Source organism: Bacteroides sp. 41_26, assembly GCF_949740115.1.
Classification (GTDB): Bacteria; Bacteroidota; Bacteroidia; order Bacteroidales; family Bacteroidaceae; genus Bacteroides; species Bacteroides nordii.
The window spans coordinates 53,985-79,041 of record NZ_CATJGZ010000124.1; the positions used below are offsets into that span (position 1 = coordinate 53,985).

The window sequence follows — 25,057 nt, forward strand, 5'->3', positions numbered from 1 at the left end:
CGTCCCTCCTCTTATAAATTATACTTCGATAATAACTTCAAAATACGCAGAATCTCGGCTACGTTCATCGCAAATGATACTGCTCCACGACCTTTAAAAGGTGGGTTACCATCGAATAACTCAGGTAGTGAGCCAATACAGTGACTGGTCATTTCAGCTTCAAAACCAATCAACTGGCGCTCTACAAACGAAATACCACTCATCTTATAAATCCGCAGATAGGCCTCCATATAAAATCCCATCAGCCACGGCCAGGCTGTTCCCTGGTGGTAAGCATAATCACGCTGCAGCTGGGAACCAACATAGTTCGGATTATAACCACCACTTTTTGGACTCAATGTACGAAGCCCTTTCGGAGTAAGTAACTCTTTCGTTACAATATCCAGCACTTGCTTTTTCTGCATACGATCAAGAGGAGAATAGTCAAAGGCTACAGTAAATATCATATTGGGACGTACACTCCAGTCCATCATATTCCCATCTACGTAATCAAGCAAATAACCATATTCATTACGGAATACTTCCACAAATGATGCACCGGTTATTGCAGCTTGTCCATCCAACGAATCGGCCAAAATCACATTTCCTCCTTCGCGTACCAGATCGGCAACGAAACGAAGTGCATTATACCACAGTGCATTTATTTCTACAATGTATCCCGTACGAGGCACTACCGGATGTCCATTTACCGTGGAATTCATCCAGGTTATAGCTTTATCCGCACCATTTGCATAAAGCAATCCATTCTCGTGAAGGAAAAGATTATCATGCTTCCGCTGACGGATAAATTCCATAATAACTTCTAACAAAGAACCATATTTCGTACGGCATTGTTCACGCGAAGTTTCCTTGGCATATTGTTGTAATGCCCATACCGCCCACAACAATACATCCGGATCATCCATTTCATAAATTTTACACCCTATCGGCTCATCATTTATATAATTACGGATAGCTTTTTCAGCAGTCTGCATTACATCTTCAAACTCATCGACTTCGTCCACAGCCAGCGTCAATCCGGGCAACGAAACAAACATATCCCGAGCACGACATTTAAACCACGGGTATCCGGCCAGTATATAATGATTATCTTCTTGCTTATTATGAAACTGATGTGCTGAGTTTTTCAGACAGTGATAGAAGCTATCACGAGGGGTACGATCTTCAGCCTCTGCCTCAAAAATTTGTTTCAAACGACGGGGAGATACTTCTGATATTCCTGCAGAAAAAACAATACTTTCACCCTTCTTTATATCCACTTCAAAATAACCCGGTACATAGAGGTCTTCATTAAAATCATAACCTCTTTCCTGTTCTTTGGGATATTCAATGCCGCGATACCAATTCGGATCAAAATGAAATTCATTCTTTTTATTCAATTGCATGAAAAGCTCCGGATATCCCGGATACATACAGGTTTTTATACCATTCTCCACCAATTGATACTCACGACTTGCCTGTGCATTTTCGTGTGTATACTCCCTTACACTTCTGAAAGCCAGAAAAGGACGGAAACGTAAAGTAGTTGCCGAGTGGGCATCCAATAAAGTATAACGAATCAATATCCTGTTTTCGTGATGTACAAAAATTTTCTCCTTTCGAAGGATAACTCCTCCAACACGGTAAGTTGTAGCCGGAATATGTTCACAATCAAACTCGCGGATATATTTATGCCCGTTAGGACTATAATTATTACCCTGATATTTGTGCAATCCCAAGTTAAACTCCGCGCCGTGTTGAATTACCGTTTCATCAAGAGAAGATAGCAGCACATGGTTCTCATCGTCCAGGTTGGGGACAGGGATCACCAGCAAACCGTGGTATTTGCGTGTGTTACAATCCACAATCGTTGTACAATGATAAGCTCCCGAACGGTTTGTCCGAAGAATCTCTCTCGGCAAAGATTCCTCAAGATTGACCATAAGAGTCTTGTCAAAATGTAAATAACTCATAGTTGTGCATTATTTAAAGGTTAATTATATTTCTGTTATCATAACATATATAATAGTATGATTTCCAAAAATACGAATTATAGGTAAAAACAAAAATAAAAACGGTTTTTATTTTCCATTTTCCTTAAAATATTCGTAGCATTGCGAAGAATTAACGAAAAAGAAGAGATATGAAACAGGATTTACGAAAAATCATTCTGTCCATGATGCTCCCCTTGTTTCTAATTTTTATCCTCTACATAATAAAAATATTAGAGGTTGGCATGGACTGGGACTTCACACGCCTGGGAGTATATCCTATGGAGAAGAGAGGATTGTTTGGCATTTTCGCACATCCACTGATACACAGCAACTTCCCTCATCTATTAGCCAACACACTTCCACTTTTTTTTCTATCCTGGTGCTTGTTTTACTTTTATCGTGGCATTGCTCCATATATATTCTTTATAATCTGGGTGGGTTGCGGGGCCATCACATACCTCATCGGGAAACCCGGATGGCATATCGGGGCAAGTGGTATTATCTATGGACTGGCATTTTTCCTTTTTTTTAGTGGGTTACTGAGAAAGTATACCCCCCTAATTGCAATTTCACTGTTGGTGACTTTTCTATATGGTGGCCTGGTATGGCAAATGATTCCCTACTTCACACCTGCCAACACTTCGTGGGAAGGGCATCTGAGTGGAGCGATAATGGGAACACTTTGCGCATTTGCTTTCGTAGGTTATGGGCCACAACGCCCGGAACCACTTGAAGAAGAAGAGAATGACGATGATGAAGAAGAGATGAAAGTTGAAAATTGAAAGCTTATTTAGTTGAAAATTGAAAGTTACTATGCAGCGTGATAGCGCAGCTAACTTTCAATTTTCAACTTTCAATTTTCAACTAAATTAAGACTTTCCGCCTCTTATATTCATTCGGAGTACACTGCATCTGTTCTTTGAATACGCGACTAAAATACTGAGGTGAAGAGAATCCACTTTGATAAGCGACCTCTGATAAACTGTATGAACTGGTATCTAGTAATTCCAAAGCACGCTTTAAACGCATTTCTTTAACCAAATCAATGGGAGAAGCTCCTGTAAAGGTTTTAATCTTCCTATAAAATACAGCACGACTCATATTCATTGTTTCTGCCAGATCATCAATTTTAAAATCGGGATTTTGCAAATTATCATCAACCAGCCGGAGGACTTCCTGAATAAATGAATTATTGAAAGCAGGCAATGTCTTTAATATTTGTTCAAGTTGTGTATCAGGTTGTTTATCGACTGTTTTCCCTAATCTTTTCAAGGGCTTCCGGAGATAATAAGCAGCCAGAGAATTACGTTGTTGTATCAATGATTCAATTCGTGCCTTCAGATAAGCAGAATTAAAAGGCTTAGCAATATAATCATCCGCACCATATTGTAATCCTTTGACACGATCGTCAACAGAAGCCTTTGCAGAAAGTAAAATTACAGGGATATGGCTAGTATCACGATTCGCCTTTACTGCCTCCAACAGTTCAATGCCATCCATTTCGGGCATCATCACATCACTAACAATCAAATCCGGCAGTTCTTTTGATATAATTTCCAGCCCTTGTTTTCCGTTAGCAGCCTCCAACACACTGTAACGATCTCTCAAAATAGTAATCAGAAAACGACGAAGCTCATCATTGTCCTCTATTATTAATATACTTCTCTCCTTCTCTCCCCCATTAGACGAATGTACTTCCGGGTGATAGTCAAACTGTATTTCATCATTCAGAATAAACTCAGCCTTCGGATCATTGGCATAGGTTTCATATGTACAAGGCAAAGTTATAGTAAAAGCTGTACCTTGTTCTGGTATACTTTCAACTTGTACTGTACCATGTAGTAAATCTGCATATTCTTTCACCAGTGAAAGTCCTATACCGGAGGAACGATTCGGATCGGCCTTACCAAAGGTAGCAAAACGTTCGAACAAGTTATCAATCTTCCGAAGATCCATCCCCTTACCTTCATCACGAACACAAATAGAGAAACTACCGGACTTCATACAGATTGTCATAGTAATGGCCTTACCATTAGCTGTATACTTAAAAGCGTTGGATAATAAATTAAAAAGTATCTTTTCCAATTTATCCATATCCGTATAACAACGCATTTCCTGCATTTCATGAATTAGGTTGAAATGAATAGAACGTTCGTGAGACAACTGTGCAAAATTCTCACAGACCTGCCGGCATAAAGCAATCACATCGCCTTGCACTATACTTAGTTTCATCTTTCTCCCTTGTATCTTTCTGAAGTCCAGAATTTGATTAACAAGCCTTAGCATACGGTTCACATTCCTCCTGACCACCTGAATGTTCTCCGTTCCACTTTCCTGTATTTGTCTCCGTTCTACAATCTCCTCAACTGAACCAGAAATCAAAGTTAACGGAGTACGAAGTTCGTGCGAAATATCTGTAAAGAATCGTAGCTTCAAGTCACTCAGTTGTTCTTCAAAGCCTACTTTCCGTTTCAGATTAGTAATATAGATTATAATACCGGACACCGTCAGAATAAGTATTATAACTATAAACACATAAAGTACCCACGCCCAGATTGTCTCTGTAAAATGAGGCTGGATATGTATATGAAGAGGAGCGATATTATCATGCCACACTCCATCTCCATTGGTAGACTTTACTTCCAATACAAAATCACCAGCGGGCAGATTAGCAAAACCTATGGAATGATTCTCTCCGATATATCCCCACTGATCATTGATACCCTTCAAACGATAAGCATACTGAAGCGCCTCCGAGTTTGTATAATCCAGTGCCGAAAAAGTAATCGTCACATTACGCTCCTTCTTACTCAATACCAGAGAATCTGCCACAAGAATAGAAGTATAGGCAGTACCGTCGCTATTTTGAATATTTACTCCGGTATAGACTATTCGGGGAATAAAATTACTCTTTTTCAAATCATACAATCGAAGACGTAAAACACCTTGGTTCGTACCGATATACATCGCTCCCTGCTCGTCAATAGCCGGATGTGCCTCACTTACCTGCAAATCTGTATGCAGATTTGTACTATCATACGTTTCGAACTCTCCCCGCTCCGGACAGTATTTACCAATATAATTCTCAAAACATATCCAGATATTCCCATCTTTGTCTTCCAGTATGGCTTGTGGCAAGTCGGATGGAAGCCCGTTCTTTTTATTGAGATAGCTGAAATGAATTCGTGTATTCAACAATGAATCTGTATTTGCCAAACAAATCCCTCCACTGTAGGCTGCAATATATAATTTACCATCCCTACTTTCCAACACGTCCATAATATCATTATTACTGAGTCCGTCAGTACAGTCATTGTGATAAAATACAATATCCTCCGGTTTCTGAAAATCATCCGAAAAACTCAATAAACCTTCTGTTGTACCGGCAAGCATAACACCTTCCCGTGTACAATGCAAACTACGTACTTTATGACATAATCCATCGGGATATCCTTTCAACAGATTCCCCGGATGAATAAAACGGAAATTATCCGGAAATCCGGTGAATAGATTAATTCCTCCTCCCAATGTCCCGATCCATATACGGTTTCGAGTATCCTGGCAAATCGTATAAATTGCATCATTACTGAGGCTATAAGAATTTCGTGCATCATGCCGGAAATTCTGAAGAGTAAAAGATCCCTCTTTTTCTGTCGCTACTACAATTCCATGATTACGGGTTCCCAACCAGATACGTTGTTCGTTATCCTCAAAAAAAGTATAAACCTTTTTACCGAACGATACATTCTGATCTTTCAGCAATCTACCTCCGGAATCCATATTACCTATATAGTTACCCTGTGCATCATACACCTCTACCCGATTCTCTTTGGAAGCAATCCACAGACGTTTTTTTGAATCGATAAATACGCCCCGCACTTCCTGTCCACCGGTAGTAGCAAGATAATCATAATTACGATTTGTAAAATAAATCTTATCAAAGCCATATTTACGGCTTACCCACAGATTCTTATGAGAGTCCCGCAAAAAAGCTCTGCCTTCCGTCCGGTAAGGTTCCTTTTGTCCTGTTGTATAACAGTAGGCCGGTTCTAATCGGTTACTTCCGGAATTATAAGTATAAAAACTCCCGTCACGGGTCATCAACCAGATTCCTCCGAATTCATCTTCATGTATATGGCGAAATGTATCTTCACCTGATAGGTTCTCCCGAAAAACAGTCATTTTTCTATCAGTAAATGAATAACATAACACTCTTTGTCCATCCAACATCCAAATCTGATCCTGTTTTGAATGAAAGGCTCCCGTTATATGCAAAGGTACGGTAGTTGCCTGCTTGTATAATTGTTCAAAGCTCTTTTTCCGGGTATCGTAAACAATAATTTTTTCCTGGTCCGGAATCAGCAACCTGCCTGTTTTTATAGTAACAAGTCCACTGACTTCCTTCATGAGGAAAGGGTTAGAGACACTCTGAATACCGATCTGCGGTGTAAATGCGTATAATTCTCCTTTCTGAGTGATAAAAAAAGTATTCTTATCAACTTCCTTTATATACCTCAATTCTACCTTTGTACGTATTTCCGGATGACCGTAAACGAAAGTTCCCCGGTCGGTCAATATCCACTCATATCCTTTCTTATCCTTGTGAACAGAATATATTTTCTTTCCGTGTTCCGCGCAAGAATGACAAGGCAAGTGTACAATTCCATCCGTTTCTCCTAATCGGTCTTCATCAAGCCTGAATAAATCTCCGGCCTGATTACTGAACCAAAGTAAGCTACCCTCCTGCTTATATAATCGCGCTACCCGTCCATAATCAGCAAGATGCGAATATCCGGAAAAGATATTCTGGAAAGTTTCAGTCTGGGTATTAAACAAATAAAGTAAATTATTATAAGTAACACACCATATATTCCCTTTTTTGCCCTCTGCAATCTGTTGAATACGATTGTATTCCAGGCGGGTATCATCTGTAGGATAAGATTTATAATTCTGAAATGTATAACCGTCAAACTTTTCTAACCCGTTCCAGGTAGATATCCAGATGTATCCTTTATCATCTTGCAAAAAATCCGTCACAGTATTCTGAGATAATCCATCTTTAGCCGAATAGTAACGTATATGCATCAAGCTCTGAGCAGAAAGCATAAACGGATAAATAAAAGATATAAGTATAAGAGGCAATCTAAACATAACGAATCTTTGAGATAGACAAAGATAACGTATTTCCTGTAATAATGATAAAATTATTGTTGGATAAGCACTTATAATTCGTGATAGAGTTATACTATATGAAGAAAAACAAAAAGGGTAAAACTGTTTGTTTTGCCACCTTGTTGGCAATACTTTGCCATCCCATTGGCAACACCTTGCCATTCTGTTGGCAACACCTTGCCAATAGGATGGCAGTACAGAGAAATACAGGGCTTAATCTAAAAAGTATGGCTACAGTATAAAGAGAGAGGAAACATCTTTTTCAATGCCCCCTCTCTCCCTCAAGATGACCTATACTATTCATCAGTAAACCAACACCTTGAATACCGAATTATTTGTCTTCAAGATATATTGTCCGGCCGGAACAGAGAGTGATGCATTACGATAAACCTCCAGACTTCGTACCAAAGTACCGTTTATACCGTATATATTGATATCTGTTGCTGTTTCAATACCACGTACAGAGATGATTCCCTTACCCCCTATGACACTAATATTGTTTTCCAAAGTAGTATTTTCAACACCAGTACCAATGCTTCCTACTATAAATTCATCAGAAGCCTCACTCAATGCACCGTATTCATTAACAGACTGCACAGTGACTACATCATTCAAATTAGCCTCATAGTGGGTTTCAGTAGTAAATCCGGCTACTTTACCATTAATGTTTACTACATAGCAGATAGCATATTCATCAGCAATCCAACCGAATGTAGCAGTTCCTTCTATCCCACTAATAACAGGTTTGGCAGTTTGTTCTACCATTGGTAACGGATTCCAGATACCGGTAGCAGCACCACTTCCGTCACCGCTCAATACATTTTCTATTGTATACGAAGCAGCTTCTTCATCTGTAAGGAAATTTTTGGCTTTACCACGAATCGTCTCACCATTGCTTTCGTACCAATAGTCTTCGATAGATGTTTCGCTCATTTTATATCCGTTCTTGTCCCATATATTGTACACAGCCCAAAGAGCAGGCACAGCACCCATTGTAGGATACCAATAACCATCATACGGTTTCACACGGCATTCCGTATCAATAAATACAGTTTTTGGCTCATTGTGCCAGGGACGTCCAAAATATACCTGTGTTTTATCTTCCTTACCATCGGGAGCAGTAATCTTTGTATTTTTGAATACATATCCCCAACGCGTACTTACTTGTGTAATATTACCCTGATTGTCTTTAAGATCAGTATAATGCGACGGAGCAACAATGTAACCTCCCGATTCACGTACAATATTCAGCGTACAATTATCAAAGTAAACATCACCTCCTCCATAAATAAAATCGACTGCACCTTCAATCATCGTATTACGGAAATAGTTACGGTCATAATAGTGAGGTCGATTATTACCCGTATTCGTATTTCCTGTTTTCGGACTCAGATATGTATCCTGATAAGAACGGATACGGCAGTTGTTGAAAGCTACACGATCTGCTTCTACATACAGAGACAATGCTTGCGGACCACGTGTTTCATTCCCTTCATATTTAGTCCACCACTCATTATCAATCGTCAGATTCTCTGCATAGAAGTCATTTGACTTAATTACCAGTGTGGCACCTTCTGCCACATTATACCAAGGTTGACTCTTATCAGTAGCATTACTTCCTGCAATACGGTCTTGTGCGATCGTTACTTTATTTACATCTTCACCAATGAGATGCACAAACGGACGATCTACCACTATAATACGGCTGTCTTCCGAAGCAGATAGTTTGCCACTCTGATCTTCCCAGGTATATTTCCCGGTAGAGAATGTACGGTTATTCAAATCATTATAATATCCGGCTTTTATAAAAATAAGCCAGGGTTTGTTATTAGTCACCGGCACAGCATCAATAGCTTCCTGAATCGTTTTATATTGACCTATTGCAGTTGAGGTCGGCATAACACTAACTTCCAGACTTTGATCTACTATCGCATTAAAAAGACGGGCTTCCGGTTTAATACGCTCCATCACAGCGAAATTACTGCTGACAGCTGGTGCATTATTGCCGGAACGATCAGTCACGTACCCTTCCGGAAGCTCCAAAGTATATGTGCTCGTATAAGCCAAATTTACATAGCGGAAAGAGACGGAAGAACTTCCATATTCCGGTTCGAGTGTAATCGTTTTACCGTTTCCAGTCAATGTAGCCTCTCCTGTACCAGCCTGGATACGTTCATTATAAGAAATCGTAATCTTACCACTGGCTGATACACCAGTAGCTTTATCTGCCGGAGCAATAGCTTTGATAGCAGGTGCCTCATGATCTTCCTCAACAACCGGAGTGCCAAATACATAAATATTACCCAAACCGGTTTCACTATGGTCGGTATAATTCAAACCACTTTCCGAATCGACTTTATCGAAGTTATATTCACCATTGTTATCATTAAGAACCTCATCACCTGTACCGGTAAAGCGAATGTATACCATTTCTTTATCAGCAAACTCCTCACCCGACAATTCAAAATCAACACTTGTAGCCAGTCCGTTGACCAATTTATAAATCAACTCTTCGTTATTATTCGTAACAGGTTTATAAATAGTACCATCTGTGGAATAAAGCACCTTCCAGTTTACAGCTGCGGCATTCTTTGCAACCAAAGCTGCAGTGAAACGAACGGTTGTAAAGTTCCTGGTTGAAAACTGAATCTGCATTGCCACATCCGTACTGCGATATCCGTTCATATACAAACCATTGACCGAACTTATGACAGCTCCCTTGCGCATACGTACTACCGGAGTACCACTCGAATTACCGTTCAATGAACTTCCGGCATTCACTTTCACAACAGAAGCAGTAGCATTACGTTCTGAATCCCAGGTATAATCGGCAGCAAACGGATAATTCCCTTTGTTTGCCCAAATCTCTGCTTTATCGGAATTATAAGCGGCAATGAAATCCTGAATCTCATAATTTGCAATAAGTTCCGTATTTTGTTTTACCGTCACACTGCGCTCGGCAGTTGTAACACTGGAATTTTCAAAATCATCTTCCCAATTCAAAAATCGTGCAATTGGAAGTTCGTTTGCTGTAGCAGTTACTATCACACCTTCTTCATACTTCCCTTCAGTTGGTTCCGGGTTCAATGTAACAGAACCAATCTGCATTTCCAGATCATTGATGCAACGGGTAGAAAATGTATAAGTGTTCACTTCCCGGAAAACAGCTTTCAATGAAGTATTACTTCTTACTGCAAATGAATATGGATTTTCCGCCGACACTTCTTTACCACTATTATCCACCCAATTAACAAAATGAAAACCAAACTTTGGAAAAGCTGTAACAGTTACTTTCGTATCTTCATCCATCAAACTGCCTGCCGGCATCTGATTAACAGTACCTGCACTTTCCGGTTCCATACTTGTTGCTACATTATATTGCGGAACTTCTACGGCTGTACCATTTACTGTACCTGTAACCATCACATTACTAAAACCTATTTCTTTATTATTTGCCAGACTATATACACTGATAATCAATGATAGTTCTTCATCAGTTGCCGACATACTACCTAAATCATATGTACATTCAGTGGCATTTACAGAGGTTCCGGAACGATTGGGTTTGATAGTACCTGCCACCGTTTTTTTAGTCCCATCGGCGTACTTCAAATAAATATCGACCATACCACCTCCTGTGCCAAATACACCCATTTTGAAAGAAATCTGTCCTGGCTGAAAGGTCAATCCTTTAGCTGGTTTTATAGAGTAAATCAGATCATGTCCATCTGTTGCCCCACTCATTTGAGCGCTCGGCTTATAAGTATTCATACTCAGATTTTCGTCAAGCCCTTTATACTCTTGTTGTTTGGAGAAGGTCATCTCTCCACTCAAGACAAAAGCAGTTGTACTAAAAGCCTGTTCATTACTGACAATAGCCTGCGATGGTTCATTCGCTCCACCGGACATTCCCCATGTCGCTGTCACTTTTTCGTTATCAAAAGTTTGAGCTATAACCATTTGTGTAGCAAGCCCCAATATTCCAGCCAGACAGCCTTTTAATAAAAAATTCCTATTCATGATATATTATTTTATTATTCATAAAACTCATTTCATTTTTTAACGATACGTATTGTTTGCATCTGAGTTCCCGTAACTAACTTACAAAGATAAACTCCATCAGAAAATCCTCTCAGATCAATTTCGTGTGTGTGAATTCCGGTTTCCTGATTCTTACTATAATTCAGCATAGTACGTCCTTCTATACTGTATAAAGTAATATCTACCAAGCCTGGCTCGGAAAGTTCGTAATACAAAGTAGTCCGGTCAGCAGTTATCGCCGGAGTACAATAAGCTTTCTTCATACTGTCTACAGTTCTTATAGAAGTAATCTCTCCTTCTGTTACAACTCCTTTCACTGTGACGCCATAAAGACAAATTGATTTCCGATTGGATTTACTGCTATACCAGGGATATACACGTAAATAAAGTGTTTCTTCTCCTTGAAGTTCTATAATCTCTTTCAGAGAAATGGGATACATAGTATTGGATACATTAGAGGGACGGTTACTTATCAGTGTATACTCACCAAATCCCGGATCTTTAGAACACATTACCCGGAAACACATACCATTACCACCGGAACCACCGGCATACAACCCGATAGAGTCGATATTGAAAGTAGTTCCTGCATTGGCAGTTACAGAAAATTCAATATAACGACTATAGTTTACATCGATTTCATTCTCCGGCCAGTCATCACCTTCAATAATGTTTCGTTGTGTTTTTGTCTCCGGATCTACCAATCCATCCATCCAGATAGTCGGATTACCCGGTTTAGCATAACGATCAGCGTACATCCGGCTAAAAACCTCTTCTGCAGCCAATATCGGACCGGTAACAACCGCCTTGGTATCCTGATTTAACTGCCAATAAGCCTGAGCTTCTACTCCGCCCTCAAAAGAGACTCCCTCACCAGTCAGAGTTGCAGTTTTAGTACTTGTACCGTTACTCACAGTTAGCGTCCCGCTTTTTACACCTTTCTCTGTTGGCAGGAATTTTACATAAACAGAAGTCATGGGCAGGTTTCCATTTTCATACCCAATCTCTGCTACAGAAGCAAAACCTCCGATAGCATTCAAAGAGATTTCAAATCCCTCTGAAGCAGAGACTGTTACTTTACCGCTACCCGGTGTTAAATCAATGCCACTGATTGAAAAGGCATACACAGAACCTGCATTCAGATAACTCTTTCCAAAATGATGAGTCGTCGGATTAATCAATACATCCGGATTGGCATTAAAATACTCTGTCAATAATCCTTTTGCCACCAGTCCTTGTACAGCCAGACGAGCGTAAAGAGTGGCTCCGTATTCTCCGATATGGGTACCATCTCCTACATTATATATAAGTTCTTTTGCTTTCTCCTCTCCGTATTCATCGCAGATTTCACGTGTCAGAGCAGTATGATCCACCAATGGACAATTCAGTTCCCGGGCAACCTCTTTCATGGCAGCTACATAATCCAGATCTTTGCCGGAAGACATTATTACATCTGCTCCTAAGTTATGAGCTCCTTTATCCGTTATTTTATTTCCACTGAAATAACCACGTACAATAGGAGTAAACAAAATTGGATTAGCCCCCAATTCTCTAACTTCATTTACATACTTTCTCAAATACTCCTGATAGGTAGTCCATGGGTAAGTTCCGACTTCTCCATCCGCTCCTGCATGCTTTTCATCGTTGTGCCCGAATTGGATAATAACATAATCTCCCTCTTTAATCTGTGGTTTTACAGTTGTCCAGAAGCGGCTCTCTTCATAAAATGTTTTAGAACTTGTTCCACTCTTAGCACGGTTATTCAGTGTAGCACCGTTAACCATAAACTGTGGGAGCATCTGAGGCCATCCCCGTTGGCCGTTAGTATTAACAGAAGGGTCAGTTGATTTCTCTTCCATCGTAGAATCGCCGATGGTATGAACTGTCGGGGCTTGCGCAAAAGCAGAAGCAAGCCCAAGGCTGCAAACAGCAGCCAGAAGAAAAGATTTGAATTCGTTTTTCATGATTGATATGAATTGTTTTTCGAAAGACAAAGCTAATGCAAGCCTTTTCTTTTTTATTGCACATTCTATTCAATCTCCCGATTGAACAAATTGTGCAATAAAATCGAATAACAATCGATATCCAACCAATCAATTTTTCCACATTACGATCAAAAAGCACCACACAAAATACTTATATACAATATTTTGTATTGCTTTCAGACAAACTCAAACAGTTTTTATTCTATCACTGAATCATGTTCTTTCAGATAAATACGTAACAGTTCGAAAAACGCAGGAGCATCCAACAACACAATGTTTTCATCCTGTGATTTCACCTCATCCATCACTTCACAATACCAGGTAGGTTGCTTCAGAATATTACGAAACCAATGAAAAGGTAATGCCGAACGTTCCTTCACACGTTTCACGATTCTTGCGGCAGCAACTTTAGGATCATCGTCATTTATATCCAAATCGGCACGAATTACAGGCATATTACCATGCAATGAGGCAGTTACGACCTTCTGAGGTACAATGCCATTCGGACTAAAAGAAGCATAACAGTCCAAACCCTCTTTATTCAATCCCGGAGCCTGTCCGTCGATAACAAAACCGGTAACGGATAAACCCCACTTCTCATAATACTTCTTACAATGCCTGCCCCATACCTCCAGACCAGACGGAAGTCCTGACAATCCACGAGGTTCTTGCAACATACCCGGCATTATATATCCCGCACCGTTATCGGCCGAAGCAAAATAATCATTTGGGGTAGCCGTTGTGCGGAAGTTATGCATAATATGCGGTACACGTTCGGCCAATACAGGACTGATACACCACATCAATGGTAATTTCCCCCGGTTAGGATCATCCCAAATAGAAGGTGTACGTTGTGATATCCATGCGGAAGCATCATAATCGCCGACATAAAAGATAATAAAATTCCTGCCGTCCACGTTTACTTTACCATCTGCTGTCAGTAATCCTCTTTTTTGTAGTTCTTTACGAGAAATCCAATCTTGAGCATATTTCTTTTTTGTAGGAAAGTGTTGCCAAAAAGAAGCATTCGCCAACGCACCATAGCTGATGGCGTCCGCATCCTTAAAAGCATTGTATGCACTGATGATACGGCTGAACTCCCATTCCGTAGGCACATCGTCGTGAATACCAAAAGCATGCATTGTATACTTATAGGCCCAAGAAGGAAACCCTCCGACATAACACATCTTTTCATTCTTATTCTGTTGATAAGCCAATAACAACATTTCTTTCAAAGTATTCAAATCTGTACCGACAGGTTGAGAAGGATCATCAGTAGCCGGTTCGTCTCCCCAGGGAGATAAATCGAAAAAGAAAGCTCGTTTACTCACAAAAAAGTCATGATTACTCAAGGTATGATGATTTTTTACAGCAGCAAAAGGTCTTTGCTTCCAATATTGGTCAATATAATAAGCGGCAAACTCCGTATTACACTTACCTGTTTTAAGGTATTTCTCTATAAACCAAACATAAGGATCGTTCTTCAAAGAACCGGTAGAGTAACGTTCTGTTTCCGGAATCTTTGTTCCTTTCTTACCGGTAAACATAGAAGTGCCATCGGGATTTAACAACCATCTTTTCACTGGTAGCTTCGGTCCGTGCAGCACAAGACGATCATACAAACTTCCCGGAGTATCGTCATAACGAATGGCCACCAAATTTTCGATACCTGCTACAGAAGATGCTACATTACTGGTAGAGGGAACGTTACCATCATAAACAACTACACCTTCTATATATGGAGCATATGCTGTGAATAAATCCTCCATTGTCCGATACGCCCGTGTTTCACGTCCGTACAACCATTCTCCCTTCCGACTATATTTATTCCACCAATAACCATCGATATCATTATCGCCCTCCATCACAAAGTAAACATACAACTGAGCAGCGTCCCTATTTACCACTCCTTGTAAGGTAGATACTGCATGAACATCATCCCAAGCCAAATCGAGTCCTTGCGTTGTATTCAAATCAGCATGGAGTGTATAACGCAAATCATAAATACCAATTTTATTTCCGGCAAAAGCAGTATATGTCATCAACAATAATACAGCTAAGATTTTTAAATATCTATTTGTCATTTTTCAATATCCATTATAAGTCTACCCATAAATCGTAGTCAAGTTATTAATAATATTACCAATTCATTTACTGAATCCTAACCTTTATCTTCTTCAAATCTTTTCGCTCGGAAGATGTTCCGTACAAAACCTCATACTCTCCTGCCATTACCCGCATTACATTAGATTCGGGATCAAAAAATTCAAAGCTGTCATTTGGCAAATGAATAGAAATTTGTTTCTTCTCACCAGATTTTACATGAACACGCTTAAAAGCTCTCAATGTTTTTAACGGCCCTTCTTTATCCTTCAACTTACGTATATAGACCTGTATTACTTCATCACCATCACGTTCTCCTGTATTTTTAATCCATAAATCCAGATTTACCGGCTCATTCGCATAAATCCTTTTCCTACTCAATTGAGCTTTTCCAATTTCAAATGAGGTATAACTCAGTCCATACCCAAATGGGAATAAAGCTTCTCCCTTAAAATAGCGATAAGTACGTCCCTGCATATTATAATCTTCAAAATCAGGAAGTTGCTCCGTTGCTTTATAAAATGTGACAGGTAAACGTCCGGCAGGGTTATAATCTCCAAACAAAACATCAGCTACTGCTGTACCTCCTGCTTGCCCCGGATACCAAGCCTGAATAATGGCATCTACCAGATCTACTTCGGCAGATAACCCAATTGCACTTCCCGAACATAAAACCAAAATTACCGGCTTCCCTGTTTTATGTAGCTCTTGTAATAGATCACGCTGTACTTGCGGTAATTCGATTACTGTCCGGTCTCCTCCTTTAAATCCCGGAAAAGAAACAGGTAATTCCTCTCCTTCCACTTTCGGAGATATCCCTCCGACAAACACAATAGCCTCAGCATCATTCACCTTTGCTGCTATTTCATTCGGATTAAAGTGCTTTGTATATCCTAAATCAAATTGTAATATACCTTCTCCTTCAGCCTGCATATACTCAATTCTGATATCATATTTCATTCCGGTACGTGCGTCTAAAGTATAGGATCGGGATTCGGCACCATGTTGTCCCCAATAATCAATCACTTTTTTACCATTCACAAATACCCGGTAACCGTCATCCCCATTTATATTAAAAGTTACTTCCCTGTCTTCTTCCGGACAAAATATACATTGATAGCATGCTGTAAAGTTGTTTAAATTTACTCCCGGAGCAAAAACCGTAGCCCCACCCGTATGGAAATTAAAAGGAGAACCTACCTGCGTTTCGGTCACTTCCTTTCCTGCAAACTCCAGTTGATTCCAATAAGAAGCCTTAAAACCGATATTTCCTTCCCAAGAACATCGATTGAATAAACTGACAAAAGTATCCCCAGTAATCAATTCGCACCCTTTATCATAAATCACCTGTCCTGTAAGTAACTTATGGGTAATTCCTTCAAGGATAGTGACTGTATGAGAAGGAAAACCGTTGTAATTTCCCCACATCATAATCGAATCATTTGCGTTAGGACCTATAACTGCTATCTTACCACAATGCTTAGATAAAGGCAACGTTCCATTCTTATTTTTCAGTAAAGTCATCGATTTACGTGCTATCTCAAGAGCTTTCACCTGATGCTTTTCACTATCAACAACCGTATATGGTATATCAGACCAGGAAACTAAATGCTCTTCATCCATCAACCCCAATTCGAAACGGGCTTTCAATAAACGGGAAAGTGAAACATCGATCTGCTTCTCTGTTATTATTCCTTTTTCAACTGCCTTTTCCAAAGACTGATAATCCACACCACAGTCGAGATCCGTTCCGGCTTTCACGGCAGCAGCAACGGCAGATTCTTTAGTAGAGTGTGTTTCATGATGTCCTTTAAGATAAAAATCACTGATTGCACCACAGTCAGATACAACAAGCCCGTCAAATCCCCATTCCTCACGGAGAATATTATATAGTAAACGATTACTGCCACAACATGGCTCACCTTCAAAACGATTGTAGGCACACATTACTTCTTTAACTCCTCCCTGTTGTACCAAAGCCTTAAAAGCCGGCAAATAAGTTTCCCACAAGTCTCTGGGAGAAATGTTCTCCACATCAAAACTATGACGATTCCACTCCGGACCGCTATGTAATGCATAATGTTTGGCACATGCATGAAGTTTATCATATTTACTTTCCGGAGGCCCTTGTAGCCCACGAACGACGGCCAATCCCATCCGGGAAGTCAAATAGGGATCTTCTCCATAGGTTTCCTGCCCTCTTCCCCAACGGGGATCCCGGAAAATATTCACATTAGGAGTCCAGAAAGTCAATCCCTGATAACGTTCGCTTCCATCTTTATTTTCGGAATGATGATATTTAGCACGCGCCTCATCAGAAATACATTCAAAAACTTGCTTTACAGCACAATCATCAAAGGTAGCAGCCATGCCGATCGCCTGTGGAAAAACAGTGGCTAAGCCTGCCCGCCCCACACCGTGCAATGCTTCATTCCACCAATTGTATTGTTTGATACCCAAACGCGGAACCGATGATGAATAATCGCACATCAACAACACCTTTTCGTGAAGAGTGAGACGCCGTACTAAATCTTCTACCCGCTCTTCAACCGGTAGATCAGGGTTATTGAATGGTAATATGCCTTGTGCTCCTACCGAAAGAGAAGATAAGAACAAACAAAAAAAGAGATAGATCCTCATTGCTCTATTTTTACATTTTTTTGAACTACATCTAAAAAATATCGTCCGATAAGAATCGGATGTTCCTTACCGGACGATAATTAAATATCTAAGAGAATTTATTTTACGATTACTTTCGTAGTGATTGATTCACCTTTTTCTGTCACAAACTTCAACATGTATATTCCTTGTGATTGACTAAACGTTGAAATTCCATTCGTTACAAATGCCTTTTCCACCATCTGCCCATACATATTATAGATAGACATTTCCAATGCTTGAGTCGCATTGATTCTTATCATCCCTTTATCCGCCGAAACGCTCACAATATCTCCAAGCATGTTCTTCTCAAGAGAAGATGCACCGGCAGGAACATCAAGAGATACCTCAAATACATTACAACCACTTTCGATTTGGAAAACCATGTATAAATCATGAATACCCGTTACCGTTGTGCTCATATCAGCTCCCGTACGTTTCGGATCACTCCAATTGTTAGTTCCTTGTGCAACAACACTTGCCAAAACCGATTGGCCTTCCAATATCGATAAATCGGCAAATTCTTCATTACTAAAAGGCAAATCAAGATAAAAATCAAATGAGCTGTTATTGATTTTAGCCTGGTCGGAAGAGTGTTTAACAAGAATACGTTTGAACATTCCGTCTTTAAAGTCAACTCCACTCAGTTTCACCACTACTCCTCTTGAAGTATAACCGATATTTGAACCTTCAAACCGTGCTCCATCTCCATCAGTACCAACCGCTATAATTTCAGCAGGATTTTCAACACCACCCATAGCATCGAAAGTCATAGTATATGCACTTTCTGTCAGTTTTTCATCAATCAACTCTATCTCTTCCGGTTCGTCATCTTCCATTTCCCAGGGTGTTCCTTCAATCAATTGAACTTCTTTCAAATTAGTCGCAGCCGTCCATTTCACATATAAATCATGTTTCCCACTGATCTTTTTAGTGATATTCTTAGCCAAAGTGCCATACATCGTCCAGAAGAAATCTCTTGCTGTCCAGATCTTAGCTACCAGATTATCCTCATTATTCACATCGTCAATATAAAGCATAAGAAAACCTGACGGATTAGTACCACCACCATGTGTAGATACCACTGCTATTTGCTGATAAGTATTACCATCTTTAAAGTCAACATCAGCAAACTTTGCTACAACACCTTCTCCGGTCCATCCAATAGCTCCCTCATCATTGAGGTGAGGATCAGAATCTGCTTTTTCCACAATCTCTGCATTTTTTGCCAATAACGATTGATATTGATATACCGGATCTTTCATTTCACCCATATCGGAATCACTTAATTCCTCCGTATAGAAAACAATTTTTTTAAGATTACCTTCACATTCACGATATCTTACATACACATCCCCCTTACCTGTCGGACGAGCCACATCTCCTCCTTCCGCATAAAAGTTATAACGGAAGGTACGATAATACTGAAATGCACCTGTTCCGTTCACTTGTACGTCATTAATCAGAACACCACCATTGTCCGGATTACCAAGATAAAAGTCCAGATAACCTTCCATCGCCTTATCCTCATGAGCAATTTCAACAGAACAACCTGCATATTTTTGTCCATCAGCAAAATCCACTTCTCCTAAACGCAGTGTAGTACCTTCTTTGGTATTACCGACACACTTATTAATCACATCAAAGCGCGCATCGTTAATAATTTCAACTCCACTGTCTTCAGTCATTTTGAAGACCAGATCCTGTGCAAATAAATTCGCACCGAACAATAACATAATCATCAAAGTAAAAATCTCTTTTTTCATAACATTCTTTTTAAGTTAATAAATTAAAGTATCTCATTGTTTCACTATTTTCCCACCGGCACAGAAAATATCTCCTTTAAGAGAATAGATAAAAAGACCTTTAGGAATACTTAAACCGGGACTCCAGGTAAAGGTCGCTACATTTTCAGCTACGACCTGTGAATCACTATAGACCAGATTACCGGAAGGGGTGTAAATGTACAGTGTAAACTTTCCACCTTCCTTAGCAGGTACTGATATATTAATATAATCGGTAAAAGGATTCGGATAAGTAATAGCTTTTACAACTTCAACACCTTCTATTCCGGTAGCATCACCAATCTCTTGTATTGAGAATAATTGATTATCCGCACCTGTAAAAAGTGCCAGACCAAGAGTTGCATTTTCTTTATCAGAAGAATCAACCACTTCAAGAACAGTACCCGTACCTTTTGCAGTGATACAGTAATAGTTTTCATCTACACATTGTATCCCCCACTTAGCCACATCGACAGTCGTATCAAACGGGAACTGCTGAATATACTTATTCCCTCTAACAGTCATAAAAAGTTTCGAACTACCCGATTGAAAGCCGTAAAAAGCATCGCCAACCAAATGTAAATTCCATGATAAGGAGCCCTCGTCTACATAAGTTTTTTGCACAATGCTCGTACCATTCACCTGGTTATCGACAGATAATCCAATCGCTTTCCCGCTATGTTTTGCCACTATTTTATATGTTTTATCAGACTGAATTTCGGGTAAATTGTACTCCGTACGAGTAAAATCTATGTAATCAAGATTCATACTACCATCCAGAAACAAGACTTTCAGCATCTGTTTCCCTTCGGACAGATTAACATATACACTGTAATCGGAATATTCCGATTTTTTTTGTGGTTCAACGGTAGTCAGAACCTTATCGCCAAGCATCACGGTAACTCCTGTTTTAGAAGAGGTAGATGAATAGTTAATATCCATTCTGTAAACACCGGCTTCCTGTACATCAACAGAATAATTCAACCATTCTCCAGTTGCGGTCCAACCTACATAATATCCCGTTCCACCTTCTCCTATACCCACAAAATCATCGGGTTCTGTCCGGTATTTCCCTCCCTGATTACTTTTAGAAGTATCATAAAAACCGACTCCCTGACCACCTCTATCAAAATCCTCGGCTTCTATACGTCCCGGAATACTCAATTCTTTATAAGGGGCATGTACACTCTCAAAATATTGACGTGAAGTTGCCATTAAATCGCTGGCCTTTAGAAAGACATACTTGCCGGGAAACTCCGCATTCAACTGTTCTACTACGCTGTTAATGCCCGGATAACCATCTCCTCCCATTCCTGCCTGTACCATATAAACTCCTGTGAAAACCGGATAATTCTCTGATACGGTAATACCGGAAAGATAATTATACAATTCCTTCTTATTAGAAACAATTCCTCCGGTACATACTACAGGCATCCCCAGCCAACTATAAGCATCGCGATAGGCACCGTTAGTCCATGCAATAGTTCCCAGTACTCCGGTTTTCACAAAACCATTATTAAAGAATGATTGTACCGGCCAACGAAGAGAAGAAGCCGTGACAGACATACCTGCCTGATAAAGCCATTCACCATTCATTTCACACCAACGTACATAATCCATCGGCTTATAAAGAGCTTCCTGAATATACTGAACACCGGACGGACCACCGATGAATTCATCATTTTCCGTTGCATTCTCATAATAATACCGCAGAATAAATGGAGCAATCTCCATCAATGCAGGCGATAATGTCATCGAAACCGGAACCTTTCCCCTACCTTTCTGATTAAAAATATCATATGTGGCATTGTGGTTAAATTGAATATTATCGCCATCACTCCAATGTAATGCTACGTACACTTTTCCTTTTTCGGCAGTTACAGCCTTTGGTTCAGGTTGTTTAAATGTTTCTGTTGGAAAAGAAGAATAAAAACTTGCATTCGGGAAAATATCCCCTACCAGAAAGCCCCATCCCTCAGGATTAATAGCATCATTCAAATCATCGCCGTGCATTCCGTATCCCAGTACAAACGAATTTTTAGGGTAACCCTCCGTATTAAGTATACGCTTAATGATATTTTTCCCTTCTGTAGAATGGTTGTCAAGCCAGAAAGTAAAAGAACGAGTCGCAACGGCATAGTCATATAACCGCCATGGAAAACCTTTCCAGTCATCGCGCAGTCCAAGGCTGAAGGTTATTTTTTTATTCAGCTTAGGCATAAGTTCCGTCAAAGCCCAGTCATAAGCCTCCGACAACGTAGACCAACGATTGCGTATATCGACAATTTCTTTGTCCCAACCGAATTCTTCCACCAATGTATTTTTTAATTCTTCACTAACAGGCAAAGCATTCTCGGCACAAGCCATCATTACAGCCATATTCCAATTAAACCCGTTTACCTTAAAATCGCACACGATAAGTTTGTCCAAACGGTCTTTATAATTCCGAAACAAAGTACGCAGTGCTCTATTCTCACCGGAATTAACATTATAAGCCGGACGTTTATACGGTTTCTTAGTATACTTAAACCAGGTTATCTCATGTGAATCATCCCCTAAAAAGAGCTCTGCAGAGTCTCGGTTAATTATTCCCTGAAATACCCTGCATATTAACTTTGCTTCGGTTTGATCGGTCGAAATACTCAAGTATACAGCTTCCTGTACAGCTTTCATTTTCGGGAAAAAAGCTGGAAACTCTTTTCCCTGAGTGAAAGTACAGACACAAAGCAATAATAACGATATCATTATTGTTTTCTTCATACCTTAGTTTATTTTAAAGTAACGATTTGTTGAAGTTGTATAGCATCAGAGGCTGTACCAACCATAAACAGATAATCGCCGGCAGGAGTATAAAACTCCCCTTTCTCTTCATTCCAGAACCGTAATTCAGACTTTGGAACAGTCAAATTTATCTGCTTACTTTCTCCTTTTTTCAGATGTATCCGTTCAAAACCTTTCAGTTGTTTTAAAGGCAGTTTTACCTGAGAGTCACTTCCCTGATATTTCACATATAACTGAGCTACCTCATCGCCCTCATACTTTCCGGTATTTTTCAGAGTAAAACTTACTCTCACTACATCACCGGCAGAATCGATACTTAGCTTTTTATAAGAGAAAGTAGTATAACTCAGTCCGTGTCCGAACGCATACAGGGGATCACCCTCAAAGAACTGGTAAGTACGTCCTTTACGGATGTCATAATCATCGAATGCAGGTAATTCATCCAAACTGCGATAATAGGTTAAAGGCAGTTTTCCTCCGGGATTGTAATCACCAAACAGAACTTCAGCCACAGCAGTACCTCCCGCTTCTCCGGGATACCATGCATTGACAATAGCAGGAATATGTTCGTCCATCCAGTTTATGGCCAATGAACTACCGGCAACCAGAACCACTACGGTATTTGGATTTATTTTATAAGCTTCCTCAATAAAAATCTGTTGGTCTTTCGGTAACTCAATCGAGTAACGGTCTTGTCCTTCACGCTCAATGGATTTATTTATTCCTAATACAGCAACCGTCAAATCACATTTTCTCATGATGTCACCAGCCTCTCCATATAAATCTATCAATTCTTTTTTATTGGTGTCTGGTGCATGCCAATACAGTTTGGCAGATGCTTCACCTCCATTGTCAAAGTATTCAGCAACCAATTCATATTTTCTTCCTTTTTCCAGAAATAAAGATATACTATCTGACTGCACGCCTCTGTTATGCCATGAATCTATCATCTTCTTTCCATCGATATACAACCGGCAACCGTCATCGGTAGCAAAAGCCAATGTATATTTTCCCGAAACAGTAGGTACAAGATCACCGCTCCAACGGATAGACAATGGAGATTTTGGCAAGAAAGGATCCGGTGCCTGATTGGCCGGCTCAAAATTGATGTTATCATCTATACGTACTTTAGGAGTACCTGCCAAGTCCTTATTATCGTAATATTCAGCTTTCAGACCATTCGGAAAATAAGATTTCGTTATCATCTCATATCCCAAAGCAGATGAAGTCCAGGGAGAATACATTACCTCGACCTGATCTCCCACTCTCTTTTTAATTCCCTCGAGTATAGACACTGGTTGATTAACCGGCGTACCACTATAATCACCAAACTCACTATTTCCTGCATTTATCCCAACTACAGCTATCGATTTTATCTTTTTAGAGTCAAGTGGCAAGAATTTCTTTTCATTCTTCAACAAGACGATGCTCTGACGAGCAGCCTCAAGAGCCAACTTACTATGCTTCTCGCATCCTACTACAGAAGGAGATATCTTATTGTAAGGATTCAAAGCCGGATCGTCAAACAGACCGAGACGCATGCGAGCTCTCAAGACATGATAAGCAGCAGAATCAATTTCCGCTTCACTTACCATATACTGTTTATAGGCATTAAGCAAAGGTTCCATATAAACATTATCTCCACATTCCAGATCAAGACCAGCCTGTATAGATAAGGCCGCAGCAGCCTCCAATGTTTTCACATATTTATGATGTGTTACCAAAAAACCGGGTCCTCCGCAATCGGAAACCACATACCCGTCAAATCCCCAGTCATGGCGGAGAACTTTCTTCAACAACCAGTTATTCAGCGTACAAGGAACATCATTAATAGCATTATAGGCAGTCATTATAGAAGCAGCCTTTCCTTCGATAATACATTTTTCGAATGCCGGTAAATAATATTCTCTCAAATCTTTCTCACTAATGATAGGATTACATTCAAAACGATTATGTTCCTCATTGTTTGCTGCAAAATGCTTCGGTGTAGATACTATCTTCAGATAGCGGGGATCATCTCCCTGTAGCCCCTTTACAAATGAAACACCGAGTTTTCCAGACAGAAAGGGATCTTCACCATAAGTCTCCGGGGTACGCCCCCAACGCGGATCCCTTGCCATATTTACTGTAGGAGACCAGAATGTAAGTAAATCACTGAATTGCCCCAATTGTTTTTTCCCTTGTTCCAACTCGTTCCATCTTGCACGAGCTTCATCTGAAATAACCGTCGAAATCTCATTCAGTAATTGAGGATTCCACATAGCAGCCAATCCGATGGCTTGCGGAAATACGGTAAAGTTTCCCGGACGTACAACTCCGTGTAACGCCTCATTTCCATGATAATACTTATCTATATGAAGCCGTGGAATACCCGGTGAAGTCGCACGCAGCAATGAGATCTTCTCTTCAATGGTCAATTTAGATAATAAATCAAGAATACGCTCGTGCCGGGGGGCATTCATATCCAAATAAACATCTTTACCATTCTGTGCCTGGACAGTAAACACGTAAACCAGACTTACTACAAAAAATAAGATTCTTCTTTTATTCATTTTCATAT

General features: G+C 39.9%; 11 protein-coding genes. 2 read left to right on the forward strand and 9 right to left on the reverse strand.

All coding sequences use genetic code 11. The features are described 5' to 3' along the window. Window positions 1-11: 11 nt before the first annotated feature. Entirely contained in the window at window positions 12-1,952 is a 1,941-nt protein-coding gene (locus tag QX565_RS18675; RefSeq protein ID WP_221650600.1) for a glycogen debranching enzyme N-terminal domain-containing protein, read from the reverse strand. Window positions 1,953-2,122: 170 nt separating this feature from the next. Here QX565_RS18675 and QX565_RS18680 point away from each other — a divergent pair, with 170 nt between their 5' ends. Continuing rightward, window positions 2,123-2,755: a rhomboid family intramembrane serine protease gene (locus QX565_RS18680; RefSeq protein WP_289293911.1), complete on the forward strand. Its 633-nt coding sequence runs from the start codon at window positions 2,123-2,125 to the stop codon at window positions 2,753-2,755. Between the two features lie 82 nt (window positions 2,756-2,837). Here the strand turns inward: QX565_RS18680 and QX565_RS18685 are convergent, their stop codons facing one another. After that, entirely contained in the window at window positions 2,838-7,124 is a 4,287-nt protein-coding gene (locus QX565_RS18685) for a hybrid sensor histidine kinase/response regulator transcription factor (RefSeq protein WP_289293913.1), read from the reverse strand. Between the two features lie 98 nt (window positions 7,125-7,222). Between QX565_RS18685 and QX565_RS18690 the strand changes: the two genes are divergently transcribed. Continuing rightward, complete coding sequence (locus QX565_RS18690; protein WP_221650597.1) at window positions 7,223-7,387, forward strand: hypothetical protein; 165 nt, start codon at window positions 7,223-7,225, stop codon at window positions 7,385-7,387. Window positions 7,388-7,448: 61 nt separating this feature from the next. On the opposite strand, the gene QX565_RS18695 is transcribed toward QX565_RS18690, so the two are convergent. The 7 genes from QX565_RS18695 to QX565_RS18725 all read right to left on the reverse strand — a co-directional run bounded on the left by QX565_RS18695 (window position 7,449) and on the right by QX565_RS18725 (window position 25,049). Further along, entirely contained in the window at window positions 7,449-11,165 is a 3,717-nt protein-coding gene (locus QX565_RS18695; RefSeq protein ID WP_289293915.1) for a pectinesterase family protein, read from the reverse strand. Window positions 11,166-11,197: 32 nt separating this feature from the next. Then, a complete protein-coding gene (locus tag QX565_RS18700) occupies window positions 11,198-13,150 on the reverse strand; it encodes a GDSL-type esterase/lipase family protein (protein WP_289293916.1) in 1,953 nt (650 codons plus the stop codon). A gap of 218 nt (window positions 13,151-13,368) precedes the next feature. Further along, window positions 13,369-15,255, reverse strand: a complete 1,887-nt coding sequence (locus tag QX565_RS18705; protein ID WP_289293917.1) for a GxGYxYP domain-containing protein — start codon at window positions 15,253-15,255, stop codon at window positions 13,369-13,371. 67 nt (window positions 15,256-15,322) lie between these two features. Next, window positions 15,323-17,914, reverse strand: coding sequence for a xylan 1,4-beta-xylosidase (gene xyl3A, locus QX565_RS18710; RefSeq protein ID WP_289293919.1), 2,592 nt, complete (start codon window positions 17,912-17,914; stop codon window positions 15,323-15,325). Between the two features lie 98 nt (window positions 17,915-18,012). Further along, window positions 18,013-19,698 carry a T9SS type A sorting domain-containing protein gene (locus QX565_RS18715; protein ID WP_251235588.1) on the reverse strand — a complete coding sequence of 562 codons (1,686 nt, stop codon included), beginning with the start codon at window positions 19,696-19,698 and terminating at the stop codon, window positions 18,013-18,015. 33 nt (window positions 19,699-19,731) lie between these two features. After that, entirely contained in the window at window positions 19,732-22,476 is a 2,745-nt protein-coding gene (locus QX565_RS18720) for a carbohydrate-binding protein (protein WP_289293921.1), read from the reverse strand. 8 nt (window positions 22,477-22,484) lie between these two features. After that, window positions 22,485-25,049, reverse strand: coding sequence for a glycoside hydrolase family 3 protein (locus tag QX565_RS18725; protein ID WP_289293922.1), 2,565 nt, complete (start codon window positions 25,047-25,049; stop codon window positions 22,485-22,487). Window positions 25,050-25,057 lie beyond the last annotated feature (8 nt).